Origin of the sequence: Actinomadura sp. NPDC023710, from assembly GCF_040639875.1 — a bacterium.
Lineage (GTDB): Bacteria > Actinomycetota > Actinomycetes > Streptosporangiales > Streptosporangiaceae > Spirillospora > Spirillospora citrea.
Genome location: NZ_JBFAGB010000003.1, coordinates 30,121 through 47,143 on the forward strand (window position 1 = coordinate 30,121; position 17,023 = coordinate 47,143).

12 protein-coding genes and 1 pseudogene are annotated in these 17,023 nt (G+C 70.1%); 9 read left to right on the forward strand and 4 right to left on the reverse strand.

Annotated elements, in window-relative coordinates:
• Nucleotides 1-75: 75 nt before the first annotated feature.
• Entirely contained in the window at nucleotides 76-1,323 is a 1,248-nt protein-coding gene (locus tag AB0H37_RS04200) for a cytochrome P450 (RefSeq protein WP_360611264.1), read from the forward strand.
• Nucleotides 1,324-1,330: 7 nt separating this feature from the next.
• On the opposite strand, the gene AB0H37_RS04205 is transcribed toward AB0H37_RS04200, so the two are convergent.
• A complete protein-coding gene (locus AB0H37_RS04205) occupies nucleotides 1,331-2,065 on the reverse strand; it encodes an SDR family oxidoreductase (protein ID WP_360611266.1) in 735 nt (244 codons plus the stop codon).
• Nucleotides 2,066-2,179: 114 nt separating this feature from the next.
• On the opposite strand from AB0H37_RS04205, the gene AB0H37_RS04210 reads away from it, so the two are divergent.
• Nucleotides 2,180-3,022, forward strand: coding sequence for a helix-turn-helix transcriptional regulator (locus tag AB0H37_RS04210; protein ID WP_360611268.1), 843 nt, complete (start codon nucleotides 2,180-2,182; stop codon nucleotides 3,020-3,022).
• Nucleotides 3,023-3,043: 21 nt separating this feature from the next.
• On the opposite strand, the pseudogene AB0H37_RS04215 reads toward AB0H37_RS04210, so the two are convergent.
• A pseudogene (locus AB0H37_RS04215) lies at nucleotides 3,044-4,587 on the reverse strand (long-chain fatty acid--CoA ligase).
• A gap of 290 nt (nucleotides 4,588-4,877) precedes the next feature.
• On the opposite strand from AB0H37_RS04215, the gene AB0H37_RS04220 reads away from it, so the two are divergent.
• A complete protein-coding gene (locus AB0H37_RS04220) occupies nucleotides 4,878-5,492 on the forward strand; it encodes a TerB family tellurite resistance protein (protein ID WP_179836589.1) in 615 nt (204 codons plus the stop codon).
• Between the two features lie 228 nt (nucleotides 5,493-5,720).
• On the forward strand, nucleotides 5,721-8,183 hold the full coding sequence (leuS, locus tag AB0H37_RS04225; RefSeq protein WP_229810166.1) for a leucine--tRNA ligase: 2,463 nt from the start codon (nucleotides 5,721-5,723) through the stop codon (nucleotides 8,181-8,183).
• A 162-nt stretch (nucleotides 8,184-8,345) separates the two neighbouring features.
• On the opposite strand, the gene lexA is transcribed toward leuS, so the two are convergent.
• A complete protein-coding gene (lexA, locus tag AB0H37_RS04230) occupies nucleotides 8,346-9,032 on the reverse strand; it encodes a transcriptional repressor LexA (RefSeq protein ID WP_179836587.1) in 687 nt (228 codons plus the stop codon).
• Nucleotides 9,033-9,209: 177 nt separating this feature from the next.
• On the opposite strand from lexA, the gene AB0H37_RS04235 reads away from it, so the two are divergent.
• The 3 genes from AB0H37_RS04235 (at nucleotide 9,210) to AB0H37_RS04245 (ending at nucleotide 13,450) form a co-directional block, all read left to right on the forward strand.
• Nucleotides 9,210-9,545 carry a LysM domain-containing protein gene (locus AB0H37_RS04235; RefSeq protein ID WP_179836586.1) on the forward strand — a complete coding sequence of 112 codons (336 nt, stop codon included), beginning with the start codon at nucleotides 9,210-9,212 and terminating at the stop codon, nucleotides 9,543-9,545.
• A gap of 496 nt (nucleotides 9,546-10,041) precedes the next feature.
• Nucleotides 10,042-10,515, forward strand: a complete 474-nt coding sequence (gene nrdR, locus AB0H37_RS04240) for a transcriptional regulator NrdR (protein WP_179836585.1) — start codon at nucleotides 10,042-10,044, stop codon at nucleotides 10,513-10,515.
• A gap of 118 nt (nucleotides 10,516-10,633) precedes the next feature.
• Entirely contained in the window at nucleotides 10,634-13,450 is a 2,817-nt protein-coding gene (locus tag AB0H37_RS04245; RefSeq protein WP_360611271.1) for a vitamin B12-dependent ribonucleotide reductase, read from the forward strand.
• Nucleotides 13,451-13,624: 174 nt separating this feature from the next.
• On the opposite strand, the gene AB0H37_RS04250 is transcribed toward AB0H37_RS04245, so the two are convergent.
• On the reverse strand, nucleotides 13,625-15,112 hold the full coding sequence (locus tag AB0H37_RS04250; RefSeq protein ID WP_360611273.1) for an MFS transporter: 1,488 nt from the start codon (nucleotides 15,110-15,112) through the stop codon (nucleotides 13,625-13,627).
• 102 nt (nucleotides 15,113-15,214) lie between these two features.
• On the opposite strand from AB0H37_RS04250, the gene AB0H37_RS04255 reads away from it, so the two are divergent.
• Together AB0H37_RS04255 and sigJ are read left to right on the forward strand one after the other, a co-directional pair.
• Complete coding sequence (locus AB0H37_RS04255) at nucleotides 15,215-15,814, forward strand: helix-turn-helix domain-containing protein (RefSeq protein WP_360611275.1); 600 nt, start codon at nucleotides 15,215-15,217, stop codon at nucleotides 15,812-15,814.
• Nucleotides 15,815-16,008: 194 nt separating this feature from the next.
• Nucleotides 16,009-16,950, forward strand: a complete 942-nt coding sequence (sigJ, locus tag AB0H37_RS04260) for an RNA polymerase sigma factor SigJ (protein WP_360611277.1) — start codon at nucleotides 16,009-16,011, stop codon at nucleotides 16,948-16,950.
• The last annotated feature ends 73 nt before the right edge of the window (nucleotides 16,951-17,023 follow it).

Consider the following 17,023-nt stretch of genomic DNA (forward strand, 5'->3'; position numbering starts at 1 on the left):
TGTGCGCTTGCTGCTTGACTTTGAGAGGGTGCCTGTAAACCGAATCGGGTTCGGACATGACAAGGCGGTGGGCGCGTGCTCAAGGTCGACGACATCAACCTGACGGACTGGGAGTTCTGGCGGCGACCGCACGACTACCGGCACGAGGCGTTCAAGGCGCTGCGGTGGCACGCCGGCCTCATCCGCTACGAGGAGCCGGACATCGTCATCGCGCCCCAGGGCCCCGGCTACTACGCGCTGACCCGGCACGCCGACGTCGTCGAGGCGTCCCGCCGCCCGCAGGACTTCTGCTCCGGGAAAGGTGCCATCAGCATCCCGGACATGCCGGGCGACATGCACGAGTACTTCGGCTCGATGATCAGCATGGACGACCCCCGGCACGCCAAGATCCGGCGGATCGTGTCCCGGGCGTTCTCGCCCCGCATGATCCAGCGGTTCGAGGACCGGGTCGAGGCCGTCGCGGGCCAGATCGTCGAGAACGTGGCGTCGGGCAGCGGCTCGGGCGACTTCGTGACCGACGTCGCCGCCCGGCTCCCCCTGAAGATCATCTGCGACATGATGGGCATCGCGGAGGAGCAGTACGGGACCGTCCTGGACGCCACGAACGTCATCCTGGCGGGCAACGACCCCGAGTTCATCCCGTCCGCGGAGCCGGAGCAGATGGCGATGGCGCTGCTCGGTGCGGGCGAGACGCTGCGCGGCCTGGTCGAGGACCTCGGGCGGCAGCGCCGGGCGGACCCCACCGACGACCTCACCTCCGCCCTGGTGAACGCCAACCTCGACGGCGAGTCGCTGACCGACCAGGAACTCGGCTCGTTCTTCATCCTGCTGGTCGTCGCCGGCAACGAGACCACCCGCAACGCGATCGCCCACGGCCTCGACCTGTTCACCCGCAACCCCGACCAGCGGGCCCTGCTGGTCGAGGATTTCGAGAACCGGATGCCCGGCGCGGTCGAGGAGATCGTCCGGTACGTCTCGCCGGTCATCTGGATGCGCAGGACCGCGACCCGCGACACCGTGCTGAACGAGCACGAGATCAAGGAGGGCGACAAGCTCGTCCTCTACTACTGGTCGGCCAACCGGGACGAGTCGGTCTTCACCGACCCGGAGCGGTTCGACATCCTGCGCGATCCGAAACAGCACGTCGGGTTCGGCGGGCCCGGGCCGCACTTCTGCCTCGGCGCGCACCTGGCCAGGCGCGAGATCACCGTGATGTTCCGCGAGCTGCTGCGCCACGCGCCCGCCATCCGCGCCTCCGGCGACCCCGACCGCCTGGAGTCCAACTTCATCAACGGGATCAAGCGCCTGCCCTACACGATCTGAGCCCGGACTACCAGGGCAGGGGGCCGTCCTCGGAGAGGAACGCGCCCGTCGGGCCGCCGTCGTCGCCGAGGAGGGCCACTCCGGCGATCACGGACGCCCCCTGCTCCGGCGTCCGGTACCCGGCGTGTTCGTTGAGGTCCGTCGCGCAGTACCCCGGCGTGGCGGCGTTCACCGTGATCGAGGTGCCGGCCAGCTCCTTGGCGTAGGCGACGGTGACGGCGTTCAGCGCCGACTTGGACGCGTTGTACGGCAGCAGGTTGACGCCGTGCACCGGGCTGGACGGGTCGCCGTGCAACGTCAGCGAGCCGAGTTCGCTGGAGACGTTGACGATCCGCCCGGCGGGGGAGTGGCGCAGGAGCGGGAGCATCGCGTTGGTGACCGCGACGACGCCGAACACGTTGGTCTCGAACGCGGTCCGGACCAGGTCCGGCGACGTCCGGCTCGGCGGGAAGCCGGTGGCGCCCGTTGTGGTGATCCCGGCGTTGTTGACCAGGATGTCGAGCCGGCCGAACTCGGCGTCGATCCACTTGGCGGCGGCCTCGACGGTGTCGGCGTCGGTGACGTCCAGCCGGACGAACCGGGCGTCGATCCCCTCGGCGGCGAGCGCGGCGGCGGCCGGCTCGCCGCGCTCGGCCGAACGCGCCCCGAGCAGGACGGCGGCGCCGCCGCGGCCGAGGATGCGGGCCGTCTCGAGGCCGATGCCCTTGTTGGCTCCGGTGATGAGTGCGATCTGTGTCGTCATGCCGTCCAGGTTGCCCGGCGGTGTCCGGGCTGAGGAGAGACCGGCCGAAGCTGGGATCGGCCGTACCACCCTCGACCCGGCGGCAGGTCCGTCGTATCGGACATGCTGGAGAACATGGACAGAGAGCAGATGGCGGCGTTCCTGCGTTCCCGGCGGGCCCGCATCCAGCCCGCGGACGTCGGGCTCCCGAGGGGGGCGCGCCGCCGAACCCCCGGTCTGCGCCGGGAAGAGGTCGCGCAACTGGCCGGAATGTCGGTGGACTACTACATCCGGCTGGAGCAGGGACGCGGGCCTCGTCCGTCCAGGCAGATCCTCGGAGCGCTCGCGCGGGCGCTGAGGCTGACCGACGATGAGCGTGCTTACCTCTACGCCCTCGCCGGTGAAGCGCCGGAACCGCCCAGCGGCCCTTCGCAGGACGTCCCGGCGGGCATCGTCCACCTGCTCGAACGGCTGGACGACACGCCCGCCTACGTGCTGAACGCCCGGCAGGACATCATCGCCTGGAACCCGCTCGCGGCGGCGCTCATGACCGACTTCGCCGCGATGGCGCCTCACGACCGCAACGTCGTCCGCTGGCTGTTCACCGGCCGCGACATCGAGCGGTACGGCGCCGACGAGTACGTGACGCAGTTCGCCCGCGGACTGGTGGCCGACCTGCGGGCGGCGTCCGGCCGGTATCCGGGCGACGCGGGCATCGCCAGGCTGGTCGCCGAGGTCGCCGGCCGCAGCGCGCTGTTCGCCAGGCTCTGGGACGAGGGCGAGGTCGGGATCAGGCGCGGCAGCCGCAAGCGCATGACGCATCCCGTCGTCGGCGAGCTGGAGATGCACTGCGACGTCCTGTACGTCCCGGAACGCGACCAGCGGGTCGTCCTCTACACGACCACGCCGGGCACGCCCTCGCACGAGGCGATGAAACTGCTGCGCGTCGTCGGGACCCAGGACCTCAGCATTCGCTGAGGCCCCGGGCCCCGCGCGCGGTCAGCGCAGCTCGCGCTTGAGGATCTTGCCGGTGGCGGTCATCGGCAGCTCGTCGCGGAACTCGACGATCCGCGGGTACTTGTAGTTGGCGAACTGCTCCTTGCCCCATGCGACCAGCTCGTCCTCGGTGACCGCGGCGCCGGGCGTGCGGATCACGTACGCCTTGACCTCCTCGCCGTGCGAGGGGTGCGCGACGCCCACGACCGCGGCCAGCGACACCTCCGGATGGGTCATCAGGACCTCTTCCAGCTCGCGCGGGTAGACGTTGTAACCGCCCCGGATGATCATGTCCTTGGAGCGGTCGATGATGTAGTAGTAGCCGTCCTCGTCGCGCCGGGCCACGTCACCGGTGCGGAACCAGCCGTCCCTGATGGCGGCCTCGGTCGCCTCGGGGCGCCCGTGGTACCCCTTCATGATGTTGTGCCCCCGGATGGCGATCTCGCCGGGCCCCTCGCCCTCGATCTCCTTCCAGTCGTCGTCGATCAGCTTCATCTCCACGCCCCACACGGGCAGGCCGATCGAGCCGGGCTTGGTCGGGCGGTCCGGGCGGTTGAACGAGGCCACCGGCGACGTCTCCGACAGGCCGTACCCCTCCAGGACGTCCACGCCGAACTTGGTCTTGATCCCCTTGAGGACCTCCATCGGCAGCGCCGACCCGCCCGACACCGCGACCCGCAGGTTCTCCCGGATCGACGCGATGTCCTCGTCGGAGGTCTCGTCGGTCAGCAGGCCCCAGTACATCGTCGGGACGCCCGCGAAGATGTTCACCTTCTCCTTGACCATCAGCTCGACGGCCTGCCGGGCGTCGAACCTCGCCTGCATCACGAGCGTCGCGCGCCGGTAGAGGCCGACGTTCATCACGCACGTCTGCCCGAAGATGTGGAACAGCGGCAGCGTGACCAGCGACGTGTCGTGCAGCGTCCGGTAGAACAGCGTGTCGTCCACCATGGCGTTCGTCAGCAGGTTGCTGTGCGTGAGCTCGGCGCCCTTGGGCGGCCGGTCGTCCCGCTGGTGTAGATGATCACGGCGGGGTCGCCCGGCCCGGTCTGCGCCGTCTCGCCGGTGCCCGGCTTCCCCGCGAGCGCCGCCCAGAACAGCTCGGCGCCCTCGACCGGGGACGCGGCGGCGGACGGGTCGGCCGGCAGCAGGAAGAGGTGCTCGCACCCCTCCGCCTGCTCGAACCCGGCGCGCCCCATCTCGCCGAGCGGCAGCTCCGGCGTCCCCTCGAAGCAGAAGAACGCCTTGGCGCCGGAGTCGCCGAGGTGGTAGGCGATCTCCCGCGGCTTGAGCAGCACGTTCAGCGGGACGACCACCGCCCCCGCCTTGAGCACCCCGAAGTACACCATCGGGAAGTACGGGAGGTTCGGGCTGGACAGCGCCACCTTGTCGCCCGGCCCGATGCCGCGCTCGCGCAGCAGGTTCGCGACCTGGTTCGCGACCTGGTCGAGGAAGGAGTAGGAGAGCCGGAGGTCCCCGAACACGACGGCGTCGCGGTCGGGCGTCTCTCGGGCGGCGTCCTCCAGCAGCACGGACAGGTTGAGCATGGCACTCCTCGCGCGGAAAGGTGACCGGCCGGTTAGTTACCGACGAGTGTATGAAACCGTTCCGCACATCCTGCTGCACGGGGCTCGTCCGACGCCATCATTCGCAGCCCTTGACGTGGCGTTCTCGTCGTTGCGACGGCGCACCCGCGAGAGGGAGGGAGTCCGCCTTGTCGGGCCTTCGGCGTCATGACCGGATCCGGCCGGTCCGCGCGGGCGCCGGGGCCCGCGCCGGATGCCGGTCGCCCCGCGGCGCTAGCATGTGCCGCTGCAGCGAGAAAGGGTGCGCGATCTTGATCATCTTTGGCTGGCGGGTGGTGTTCTTCACCCTGACCAGGGGAACCTTCCACTGTCCCGGGTGCGGCGGCGACCGCGAGTACCGCCGCAGGCAGGGGCGCAACTTCTTCACGCTGTTCTTCGTTCCGGTCATCCCGCTGATGAAGGCCGGCGGCGAGTTCGTCGAGTGCGACGCCTGCCACGGCCGCTGGAACCCGGCCGTGCTCGACGTGCCGACGACCGCGCAGCTCGCGCAGATGCCCGCGATGCTGCTGCGCCTGGCCATCGCCCAGGTCCTGCGCTCCGGCGACTACACCAACGCGGCCGCCCGCTCCCGCGCCGTCGTGGTCGTCCGGCAGGCCGGCGAGCCCGGGTACGACGAGTCCGCCCTGAACGCCGACCTCGGCCGTCCCTTCGACGAGGTCCGCGTGGAGATGGCGCGCGCCGCCTCGGCCCTCGCCCCCGAGGCGCGGGAGAGCATCCTGCGCGCCGCCGCCGAGATCGCGCTGGTCGACGGCCCGCTGACCGTGTCCGAGGAGGAGACGCTGTCCGCCGTCGGCGCCGATCTGGAGCTGACCCGCGTGCAGGTGACCGGCGTCGTGTCCATGGCCCGCCAGGAGTCGGGGCACTAAGTCGCGGCGGGCGGGGTTGCGGCTGCGCTACTCTTGAGGTATGCCAACCAGGCTGCTCCTCGAAGGACCACGTTGACGCACTGACGTCAGCGTGGTGGCCCCTCCTGTGCGAGGGGCCGTTTCATGTCGGCGGACGGCCACGACCCAGCAGCAGGAACCGGAGTCAGAAGCGTGAGCAGCGACGTTCCCCACCGCGCAACGCCGGGGGGTGCAGGGGGGGCGTCCCCCCTGAGCGACGGGTACGACCCACGGGCGGTTCAGGACAAGTGGCAGGCCCGCTGGGAGGAACTCGACCCCTTCAAGGCGGACGAGAAGGGCCCCGCCGAGGAGCGCCGCTACGCCCTGGACATGTTCCCCTATCCCAGCGGCGACCTGCACATGGGTCACGCGGAGGCGTTCGCCATCGGCGACGTCGTCGCGCGCTACTGGTTCCAGCGCGGCTTCAACGTCCTGCACCCGATCGGCTGGGACTCCTTCGGCCTGCCCGCCGAGAACGCCGCGATCAAGCGCGACTCGCACCCCGCCGAGTGGACGTACGCCAACATCGAGACGCAGGCGGCCTCCTTCCGCCGCTACGCCCCGTCCTTCGACTGGACGCGGCGCCTGCACACCTCCGACCCCGAGTACTACAAGTGGACGCAGTGGCTGTTCCTGCGCTTCTACGAGCGGGGCCTGGCCTACCGCAAGGGCGGCCACGTCAACTGGTGCCCGAAGGACCAGACGGTGCTGGCCAACGAGCAGGTCGTCGGCGGGCACTGCGAGCGCTGCGGCGCGCTGGTCGAGAAGCGCGTGCTGACCCAGTGGTACTTCAAGATCACCGAGTACGCGGACCGGCTGCTGGACGACATGGCGCAGCTGGAGGGCAAGTGGCCCGAGCGCGTCCTGCTGATGCAGCGCAACTGGATCGGCCGCTCCACCGGCGCCGACGTCGACTTCGTGATCGAGGGGCGCGACGAGCCCGTCACCGTCTACACCACCCGCCCCGACACCCTGTACGGGGCGACGTTCATGGTCGTGGCCGCCGACGCCGCGCTGGCCGAGGAGGTCTGCCACCCCGACCACCGCGCCGCGTTCGAGGCCTACCGCGACGAGGTCTCCCGCGAGAGTGAGATCGAGCGGCTGTCCACCGAGCGTGAGAAGACCGGCGTGTTCCTGGGCCGCTACGCGATCAACCCGGTCAACGGCGAGCGGCTGCCCGTCTGGGCGTCCGACTACGTCCTGGCCGAGTACGGGCATGGCGCGATCATGGCCGTCCCGGCGCACGACCAGCGCGACCTGGACTTCGCGCTGAAGTTCGGCCTGCCCGTCCGCATCGTCGTCGAGACCGGCCTGGCCGACCCCGCCGAGACCGGCGTCGCCACCCCCGGCGACGGCGCGATCGTCAACTCCGGCCCCATCGACGGGCTGACCAAGGCCGACGGCATCGCCCGCATCACCGGGATCCTGGAGGAGCGCGGCACCGGTCGCGCGTCGGTGAACTTCCGGCTGCGCGACTGGCTGGTGTCCCGGCAGCGGTTCTGGGGCTGCCCGATCCCGATCGTGCACTGCGAGGCCTGCGGCGAGGTCCCCGTCCCCGACGACCAGCTGCCGGTGACCCTGCCCGAGGGCCTGCGCGGCGCCGACCTGGCCCCCAAGGGCACCTCGCCCCTGGCCGCCGCGTCCGACTGGGTGAACACCGAGTGCCCCAAGTGCGGCGGCGCCGCCACCCGCGACACCGACACCATGGACACGTTCGTCGACTCGTCCTGGTACTACTTCCGCTACTGCTCGCCCGACTACGAGGACGGCCCGTTCGACACCGAGCGGGTCCGCAAGTGGATGCCGGTCGACCAGTACACGGGCGGCGTCGAGCACGCCATCCTGCACCTGCTGTACAGCCGGTTCTTCACCAAGGTCCTGTACGACATGGGCATGGTCGACTTCACCGAGCCCTTCACCCGGCTGCTGAACCAGGGCCAGGTGATCAACCAGGGCAAGGCGATGTCGAAGTCGCTGGGCAACGGCGTCGACCTGGGCGAGCAGATCGGCGAGTTCGGGGTGGACGTCGTCCGGCTGGCGATCCTGTTCTCCGGCCCGCCCGAGGACGACATCGACTGGGCCGACGTCTCCCCGCACGGCATGTCGAAGTTCCTGTCCCGCGTGCACCGCATCGCCGCCGAGGTCTCCTCCGAGCCCGGCGCGGACGTCGCCTCCGGCGACACGACCCTGCGCCGCGCCACGGCCCGCACGGTCGACGAGGCCACCACGCTGGTCGAGACGCAGCGGTTCAACGTCGCCATCGCGCGGATCATGGAGCTGGTCACCGCGACCCGCAAGGCCATCGACTCCGGCCCCGGCGCCGCCGACCCGGCCGTCCGCGAGGCCGCCGAGGCGATCGCGGTCCTGCTGTCGCTGTTCGCCCCCTACACCGCCGACGAGGCGTGGGAGATGCTGGGCCGCACCGCGCCGGTGGTCCGCGCGGGCTGGCCGTCCGCCGACCCCGCGCTGCTGGTGGAGGAGTCGGTCACCTGCGTCGTCCAGGTCGCCGGGAAGGTCCGCGACCGCCTGGACGTCCCGCCCGGCATCGCGGACGAGGAACTGGAACGCCGCGCCCTGGCCTCGGCCAAGGTCCAGGACGCCCTGGCCGGCGCCGACATCGCCAAGATCATTGTCCGGGCCCCCAAGATCGTCAACATCGTCCCCAAACGCTGACCACCCGCGACGCCGCGCCGCTCCCACCCTGAGCGGCGCGGCGATCCCTCTACACCTCCCACGCCTCTACCCTCCGGCGCACCTGCGGGCCGGTCGTGGGGCTGGGTTCGGGCATGCGTGAGCGGCCGCCGGAGACGCTCCGGCGGCCGCCGACGGCCGGTGTCACATCTTGCGGAGCACCGCCACGACCCGGCCGAGCACCGACGCCTCGTCGCCGGGGATCGGCTCGTAGGCGGGGTTCTGGGGCATCAGCCAGATGTGTCCGTCGTCGCGGCGCTTGAACGTCTTGACCGTGGCCTCGCCGTCGATCATCGCGGCCACGATGTCGCCCTGCTCGGCCACCGGCTGCTGCCGCACGACCACCCAGTCACCGTCCGCGATCGCGGCGTCGATCATCGAGTCGCCGGTGACCTTCAGCAGGAAGTGGGTGCCCTCGCCGACGAGCTGCTTCGGCAGCGTGAAGACGTCCTCGACGGCCTCCTCGGCGAGGATCGGGCCACCGGCGGCGATACGGCCGACGAGCGGCACGTAGGCGGGCGTGGGCTGCCCCGAGGTCTGCTCGTAGGCCTCCTCGTGGGTGCGCACCGGTGTCGTGCCCGGCACCCGCACCTCGACCGCGCGCGGCCGGTTGGGGTCGCGCCGCAGGAAGCCCTTGCGCTGCAGCGCCCGGAGCTGGTGCGACACGCTGGAGGTGCTGGTCAGCCCCACGGCCTCGCCGATCTCGCGCATCGAGGGCGGGTACCCGCGGCGCTGGACCGAGTCACGGATCACCTCCAGCACCATGCGCTGTCGCTGCGTCAGGCCCGTCTCGTCCATCGGCCCGTCGGGCAGCTCCCGGACCTTGCTCATCGCTAGTCGCCTCCCGGGCGCCTCGGATCCGTCACTCCTTGTCATGGAACGCTATCGCGTCCAGGCCCGATGATCAAACAATTGTTCGAAGATGTGCTCGCTTTTTCGGGACGGCCCCTGGTAGAACATCGTACAGACGTTCGATCGAAAATGCATTCGAAGTCGAGGAGGGGAGAGATGCCGGGTTCACCCCACAGTGGCCGTCCTCCGATCCGCCTGACCCGCCGGGGCCGCGTCGTCCTGGTCGCCTTCGTCGCCACCGTGACGCTCGTACTGCTCTGGCTCACCATGGGTTCGGGCGCGTTCGCCGGCTCCCGGGAAAGCCACGGCGGCGCGTCCCGTCCCGCCGAAACGGTCGTCGTCGAGCCCGGCGAAACCCTGTGGGACATCGCGTCCACCGCCGATCCCGGCAGCGACCCGCGCCTTGTGGTGCAGCGCATGATCGACCTCAACGGTCTGGCAGGCGACCCCACCGTCCACCCCGGTCAGCAACTCCGGCTTCCGTCGAGCTGACCGGCGCAGCGGGCTCGGTCACGCTCAGTCACCCTGGATGCGGTGACTCAAGGTGCCCGTCGAACGACGCGGAGCGGCGGGTACCACCCGTCGGCGCGACGGGTCGCGCTCCTCGCGGCGGAGCGCTCGGAACTTGCGTGCGGGCGGCGGTGCCGGCGCTTGCCGGCCGGGAGCGGGATCGGCGGCCGGGGGCGCCGCGGCGGGCGGCTGACAGCGCGCGGGAGAGGGCCTCTTGCTGGGACTTCGGCGTGCCGGGGGTTACCGGGAGGGGCCTGTCGGGGGCGCTGGGTGACGACACGCCCGGAGGGAAAATCGGGGTGTCGGAGATGACCTGCGCGGACGTGGCGGATGTGACGCAGGGGGCTCGGGACCAGGTTGCGAACGAGTCCGGTGAGCCGTACGGTTGACCACAACATCTAGTAGTCACATCGATGTAGTTCCCTATATATGGCGCTATCATCGGTGTAACTCGTTTACGTCAGGGGAGGGACCAAACGTGCACTGCCCGTTCTGTCGCAACCCTGACACCAAAGTGATCGACAGCCGTTCGACCGATGACGGGGGCGCCATTCGGCGTCGCCGGTCGTGCTCGGAATGCGGCAAGCGATTCACGACGCAGGAGAATGTGCTCGTGATGGTGGCCAAGCGCAGCGGGGTCACCGAGCCGTTCTCCCGGGAAAAGATCATCGCCGGTGTGCGCAGGGCCTGCCAGGGCCGTCCGGTCGACGAGGATGCGCTCGCGAAGCTGGGGCAGCGGGTCGAAGAGGCGATCAGGTCGTCCGGGTCCGCGGAAATCCCCTCGCACGAGATCGGCCTCGCGATCCTGGGGCCGCTCGGCGAACTCGACGAGGTCGCCTATCTGCGATTCGCCTCGGTCTACCGGGGCTTCGAGTCGCTCGACGACTTCGCCAAGGAGATCGAGGCACTGCGGAAGACCGGTTCCTCGGGGGAGCCCGGCCCGTCCCGGTAGGGACGGTTCCGGAAACACATCAGCACACGTAAAGGCGTCTCCGCGCGGGCATGGCCCGGGCGGCGGCGTGGTTGTTCCTGGACAGGGCCCGGCGGGAGGGCCCGAGAGGGGGAAGGTCATGACGGAGACGGTGAGCGGCTCGGCGGCGCGGCGCGGCAAGGGGGGCCGCAGGGGGCTGAAGGTCGAGCGCATCTTCACCACGCCCGGCGTGCACCCGTACGACGAGATGCGCTGGGAACGTCGTGACGTCGTCATGACCAACTGGCGCGACGGCTCGGTGAACTTCGAGCAGCGCGGCGTCGAGTTCCCCGACTTCTGGTCGCTGAACGCCGTCAACATCGTCACGTCCAAGTACTTCCGCGGGGCGGTCGGCACGCCGCAGCGGGAATGGAGCCTGAAACAGCTCGTCGACCGTGTCGTCCGCATGTACGTGGACACGGGCCGCCAGGAGGGCTACTTCGCGTCCGACGAGGACGCCGAGATCTTCGACCACGAACTGAAGTACGCGCTGGTCCACCAGCTGTTCAGCTTCAACTCCCCCGTGTGGTTCAACGTCGGCACGAAGTCCCCGCAGCAGGTCTCGGCGTGCTTCATCCTGTCCGTGGACGACACGATGGAGTCGATCCTGGACTGGTACAAGGAAGAGGGCGTGATCTTCAAGGGCGGCTCCGGCGCCGGCCTGAACCTCTCCCGCATCCGCTCCAGCCGCGAGCTGCTGTCCTCGGGCGGGACGGCCAGCGGCCCGGTCTCGTTCATGCGCGGCGCCGACGCGTCCGCCGGAACGATCAAGTCGGGCGGCGCGACCCGCCGTGCCGCCAAGATGGTCGTGCTGGACGTCGACCACCCCGACATCGGGGAGTTCATCGAGACCAAGGCGCGCGAGGAGAACAAGATCCGCGCGCTGCGGGACGCCGGGTTCGACATGGACCTCGGCGGCAAGGACATCGGCAGCGTCCAGTACCAGAACGCCAACAACTCCGTCCGGGTGTCGGACGAGTTCATGCACGCCGTGGAGTCGGACGGGCAGTTCGCGCTGCGGGCCCGGATGACCGGCGAGGTCGTCGAGAAGGTCGAGGCCAAGGAGCTGTTCCGGCTGATGGCCAAGGCGGCGTGGGAGTGCGCCGACCCCGGCATCCAGTACGACGACACGATCAACGACTGGCACACCAACCCCGAGACCGGGCGGATCACCGCGTCCAACCCCTGCTCGGAGTACATGAGCCTGGACAACTCGTCCTGCAACCTCGCGAGCATCAACCTGCTGAAGTTCCTCACGCCCGAGAACGCCTTCGACGTCGCGAGGTTCGTCAAGCTCACCGAGCTGATCATCACGGCGATGGACATCTCCATCACGTTCGCCGACTTCCCGACCGAGAAGATCGCGCAGACGACCCGCGACTACCGGCAGCTCGGCATCGGCTACGCCAACCTGGGCGCGCTGCTGATGGCGACCGGGCACGCCTACGACTCCGAGGGCGGACGGTCCCTGGCGGCGGCGATCACCTCGCTGATGACGGGCGTCGCCTACCGGCGGTCGGCCGAGATCGCGGGCGTCGTCGGCCCGTACGCGGGCTACGCGCGCAACGCCGAGGGCCACAAGCGCGTCATGCGCAAGCACGCCGCCGCCAACGACGACGTCCGGACGCTGGGCGCGATGGACAAGGCGATCCACGCCGCCGCCGCCAAGCAGTGGACGGACTGCCTGAAGGCCGGCGAGAAGAACGGCTACCGCAACGCGCAGGCCAGCCTGCTCGCCCCCACCGGGACGATCGGCCTGATGATGGACTGCGACACCACCGGCATCGAGCCGGACCTCGCGCTGATGAAGTTCAAGAAGCTCGTCGGCGGCGGGTCCATGCAGATCGTCAACCACACGGTGCCGCGCGCCCTGAAGCAGCTCGGCTACCAGCAGGAGCAGATCGAGGCGATCGTCGAGTTCATCTCCGAGCACGGCCACGTCGTGGACGCGCCCGGGCTGCGGCCCGAGCACTACGAGGTGTTCGACTGCGCGATGGGCGAGCGGGCGATCAGCCCGATGGGGCACGTCCGGATGATGGCGGCCGTCCAGCCGTTCCTGTCCGGCGCGATCTCCAAGACCGTCAACATGCCGGAGCAGGCCACCGTCGAGGACATCGAGAAGGTGTACTTCGAGGGCTGGCGGCTCGGCCTGAAGGCCCTGGCGATCTACCGCGACAACTGCAAGGTCGGCCAGCCGCTGTCCGCAGCGGGCAAGAAGGAGGAGCCGAAGGCGGCGGCGCCCGCGGAGACGACGCCGCGCCCCGTCCGCAGGCGGCTGCCGAAGCAGCGTCCCGCGACCGTGACCCGCTTCTCCGTGGCCGGCGCCGAGGGGTACATGACCGCCTCGTCCTACCCGGACGACGGCGTCGGCGAGGTCTTCCTCAAGCTCGGCAAGCAGGGCTCCACGCTCGCCGGCGTGATGGACGCCTTCTCCATGGCGATCTCCATCAGCCTCCAGTACGGCGTCCCGCTGGAGACGTGGGTGGAGAAGTTCACCAACATGCGGTTCGAGCCGGCGGGCATGACCGACGACCCGGACATCCGCATGGCGACCTCGGTGATGGACTACATCTTCCGCCGCCTGGCGCTGGACCACCTCCCGTACGAGGAGCGCGCCGAACTCGGCATCTTCACCGCCGGCGAGCGCGCGATGCAGGCCAACGGCGAGGACCCCGCCGCCCTGCACGCCGAGGAGGAGGTCGACCACGAGTCGCTGGCGCAGTCGGCCGAGATCGCCCGGCCGGCGGCGCCCGCCCCGGCCGCGGTCGGCGGGGCGCGCTCGTCCATGGAGGTGATCGAGAGCCGCCAGGGCCGCACGGCCGACGCGCCGCTCTGCCTCACCTGCGGTACCAAGATGCGCCCGGCGGGCAGCTGCTACGTCTGCGAGGGCTGCGGCTCGACCAGCGGCTGCAGCTGACCCGGAGCCGATACCGGCTGCGTAGTGCCTGGTCAGAGCGGGGTATCGGTCACAGGCCGGTACCCCGCTCTCGCTTTCGCGTGATCGTTTGTTGCGTTGAGCGCAGCTCGCCGTTCGATCCGCGGCCTACCGCGACCCGCCTTTGCCGGGCCTCGGGGCGAAGCATCGACTGGGTTATGCGTCCGTCATCGGATGGGGCTCCTCGCCGCGCAGGGGTTCGGGCGCGGGGTCTTGACGTGTCCTCATGGTCAGGGCCAGCAGGATGGTGCAGGCGGTGAAAGCCGCTCCGACGGTGAAGGCCGTAGTCACCCCCTCGGTGAAGACGTGGTGGCCTGTTCCGTGTGTCGTGCGGGTGGCGGCGCCGAACGCGGTGACGAGGATGGCCAGCCCCAGTGCGCCGCCGATCTGCTGCATGACGTTGCGCAGGCCGGAGGCGGCGCCGGCGTCCTCCGCGCGTACGCCGGAGGTCAGCACGGTGGTGACCCCGACCAGCAGGGTGCCCATGCCGAGGCCGGCGATGAGTGTCGGGCCGAGCAGCGATCCCGCGTAGTCGGCCGACGGTGTGAGCCGGGCCAGCCAGAGGAGGCCCACGGTGATGGCCGCGGCGCCGGAGGCGGTGAGCGTCTTCGCGCCGAGGCGGGGCAGCAGCCGAGCGGAGGCGTTGGAGGAGATGAGGATCAGGACGGTCAGCGGCACGAACGCGAGGCCGGCCTTCAGCGGGTCGTAGCCGCGGATCTGCTGCAGGAACTGGGTGAGGAAGAAGAACATGCCGTTGCCCGCGGCCATGACGAACAGCAGGCCGAGGTAGCCGGTGGCTCGGTTGCGGTCGGCGAACAGCCGCAGCGGAGTGATCGGCTGCCGGACATGGGCCTCGATGGCGACGAACAGCGCGAGCTGGATGACGGCCGCGCCGAGCGCGCCGAGGGCGACCGGGTCGCCGAAGTCCTGCTCGGCGGCGCGGATGAAGCCGAAGACGAGTGCGGTCATGCCCAGGGTCGAGGTCAGCGAGCCGGCGAGGTCGAAGCGTCCTGGACGGCGGTCGGTTTCGGCGATGAACAGCGGGGCCGAGATGAGCAGGACGGCGCCGACCGGCACGTTGATGAACAGGACCCAGCGCCAGGACATCCAGTCGGTGAGCATTCCGCCGGCGATCAGGCCGAGGGCGGCGCCGGAGCCGGAAACGGCCGCGTAGGCGCCCAGCGCCCGGCCTCGCGCGGCCGGGTCGGGGAAGCCGAGGGTGATCAGGGCGAGGACGGTCGGTGCGGCGACGGCGGCGCCGATCCCCTGACCGGCGCGGGCGACGAGCAGCATTCCGGCCGAGGTCGACAGCCCGCCGGCCAGTGAGGCGACGGTGAACACGGCGACTCCGCCGATGAGTGCCCGCCGCTGGCCGAAGATGTCGCCGATGCGTCCGCCGAGCAGGAGCAGCCCGCCGAAGGCCAGCATGTAGGCGTTCAGCACCCACGACAGATCGGCAGGGGAGAAGGCCATGTCGCGCTGGATGTGGGGCAGGGCGATGTTCACCACGCTGGTGTCGAGGATGAACATCGTCTGGCAGGTCAGGACGATCGCCAGCACGAGGCCCGGTCGGCGCTGCGATCCGGGCGGATCGGGCACACGGGTGGCCCCCGTTGTCGGCGCGGGCAGGATCTCTTCGGTCATGATGCTCCTCGCTGCGGCGGTGGAAGTTAAACGAGGAGGCTCCTCGCTTCAAGTCCGGTACGATATGAGGAGCTTCCTCGTTTAGCAACCGGCGGAGGGTTCATGACGAATGGGCGGGCTACCGGGCGGGCGCCGCGCAAGGACGCGCGGCGCAACTCCGAACGGCTGCTGACGGCGGCGCGGGCGGCGTTCACCGAGCAGGGCGTCGGCGCGTCCCTGAACGACATCGCGCGCAGAGCCGGCGTCGGGAACGTGACCCTCTACCGGCACTTCCCGACCCGCCAGGCGCTTCTGGAGGCTCTACTGGGTGAGAGCCTCCGCGGGCTGCGCGTACGCTCGGACGCGCTGCTCACCACCGCCATGCCCGGCGACGCACTGGCCAGATGGTTCGAGGCCGCAGTGGAGCATGCGATGACCTATCGCGGCCTGGTCGACGCCCTCGTTGACAGCCTCGCCGATCCGGAATCGGACCTGCACGCCAGTTGTCAGGCCATGAAAGCGGGTGGGGCGCAGCTGTTGGTGCGCGCTCAGCAGGCCGGGGCCGTCCGGCCGGACGTCAGTGCCTCCGCGCTGTTCTCGCTTGTCGCGGCGGTCGCTTGGGCCGTGGAACGAGCACCTGAGGACCGTGAGCAAATCCTGGCCGTCCTGTTCGACGGACTTCGCCCCGCTACGGACCCCGTACGCGGTGACGGCGGCGCTTGAGACCGAGACTCGGGCGGGCATACCGCACCCGCTGGACACTGCCCCGGTACGCGAGCGGACCTTTGCCCGCTGATTCGTTCGGGCTGATCGGCTTCGGCCGAACTGCCGGAAAGCTAGAGGCCCGCCGTCCGGATGGCCCGATCCGCGAGACGGGCGCCGACCAGCTGGACGCTGCGGAGGACTAGAATCGGATCATGCCTTTGTCGGTTGAGGACATCGACCGGTTCGAGCTGGCGAGGCCCCGTCTGCAGGCCATCGCCTACCGTCTCCTCGGTTCCGCGGACGAAGCCCAGGACGTCGTGCAGGAAACGTTCCTGCGCTGGCAGGCCGCCGACGTCGCCCGCGTCGAGGTCCCCGAGGCCTGGCTGACGAAGGTGCTCACCAACCTGTGCCTCAACCAGCTCGCCTCCGCGCGGGCACGCCGCGAGACCTACGTGGGCCGATGGCTCCCCGAGCCGCTGCTCGCGGGGGACGTGATGCTCGGGCCCGCCGACACGGCCGAGCAGCGCGAATCGGTCTCGTACGCGGTCCTCACCCTTATGGAGCGCCTGTCTCCCAACGAACGGGCCGTTTATGTGCTGCGGGAGGCCTTCGACTACCCGCACCGGGAGATCGCTGAGATCCTCGACATCACCGAGGCCGCCAGCCAGCAGATCTTTCACCGTGCCAAGAAGCATGTCGCGTACGGCAGAACGCGCAGCGAGATCGACGATGCCGCCGCCCATCGGATCGTCGAGGAGTTCCTGGCGGCCGCCGCCAGCGGCCAGACCGATGAGCTCGTACGCCTCCTCACCAAGGACGCCGTCTCCGTCGGCGATGGCGGAGGGCGGGTCCCGGCACGCACCAGGGCGTTCGAGGGAGCCGCCGCGGTCGCGAAGTTCGTCCGGGCCCTGTTCGAGCCCTCCGAGGCCAAACGCGCCATCGTCGGCGGCTCGTCCGAGATCTACGCCTGGGTCGCCAATGGCGAGCCCGCCGCTGTGGCCGTCGTGGACGGCCGGGTCGTCGCCGTCATGTGCCTGGAGGTCACAGCCGAGGGCATCACTGCCTGCCGCACTCAGGCGAACCCCGACAAGCTCGAACGAGCGACCCGGCAATGGGCGTCGGCCGACCATGGGGAGCCTCTGCTCACGGTGTGACGTAGGTCACCTTCGACTTCTGTCAGCAATCGTCGGGCCATCCGGTTCAGGTGGCGAACCCGGACCGGAGAGC

Excerpts from the sequence above, each read along its gene's own strand:
- AB0H37_RS04205 (WP_360611266.1), bottom strand. The coding sequence starts at position 2,065 with ATGACGACACAGATCGCACTCATCACCGGAGCCAACAAGGGCATCGGC.
- AB0H37_RS04210 (WP_360611268.1), top strand. The coding sequence starts at position 2,180 with ATGGACAGAGAGCAGATGGCGGCGTTCCTGCGTTCCCGGCGGGCCCGC.
- lexA (WP_179836587.1), bottom strand. The coding sequence starts at position 9,032 with ATGAGCAAGGTCCGGGAGCTGCCCGACGGGCCGATGGACGAGACGGGC.
- AB0H37_RS04235 (WP_179836586.1), top strand. The coding sequence starts at position 9,210 with ATGCCGGGTTCACCCCACAGTGGCCGTCCTCCGATCCGCCTGACCCGC.
- AB0H37_RS04245 (WP_360611271.1), top strand. The coding sequence starts at position 10,634 with ATGACGGAGACGGTGAGCGGCTCGGCGGCGCGGCGCGGCAAGGGGGGC.
- AB0H37_RS04250 (WP_360611273.1), bottom strand. The coding sequence starts at position 15,112 with ATGACCGAAGAGATCCTGCCCGCGCCGACAACGGGGGCCACCCGTGTG.
- AB0H37_RS04255 (WP_360611275.1), top strand. The coding sequence starts at position 15,215 with ATGACGAATGGGCGGGCTACCGGGCGGGCGCCGCGCAAGGACGCGCGG.
- sigJ (WP_360611277.1), top strand. The coding sequence starts at position 16,009 with ATGCCTTTGTCGGTTGAGGACATCGACCGGTTCGAGCTGGCGAGGCCC.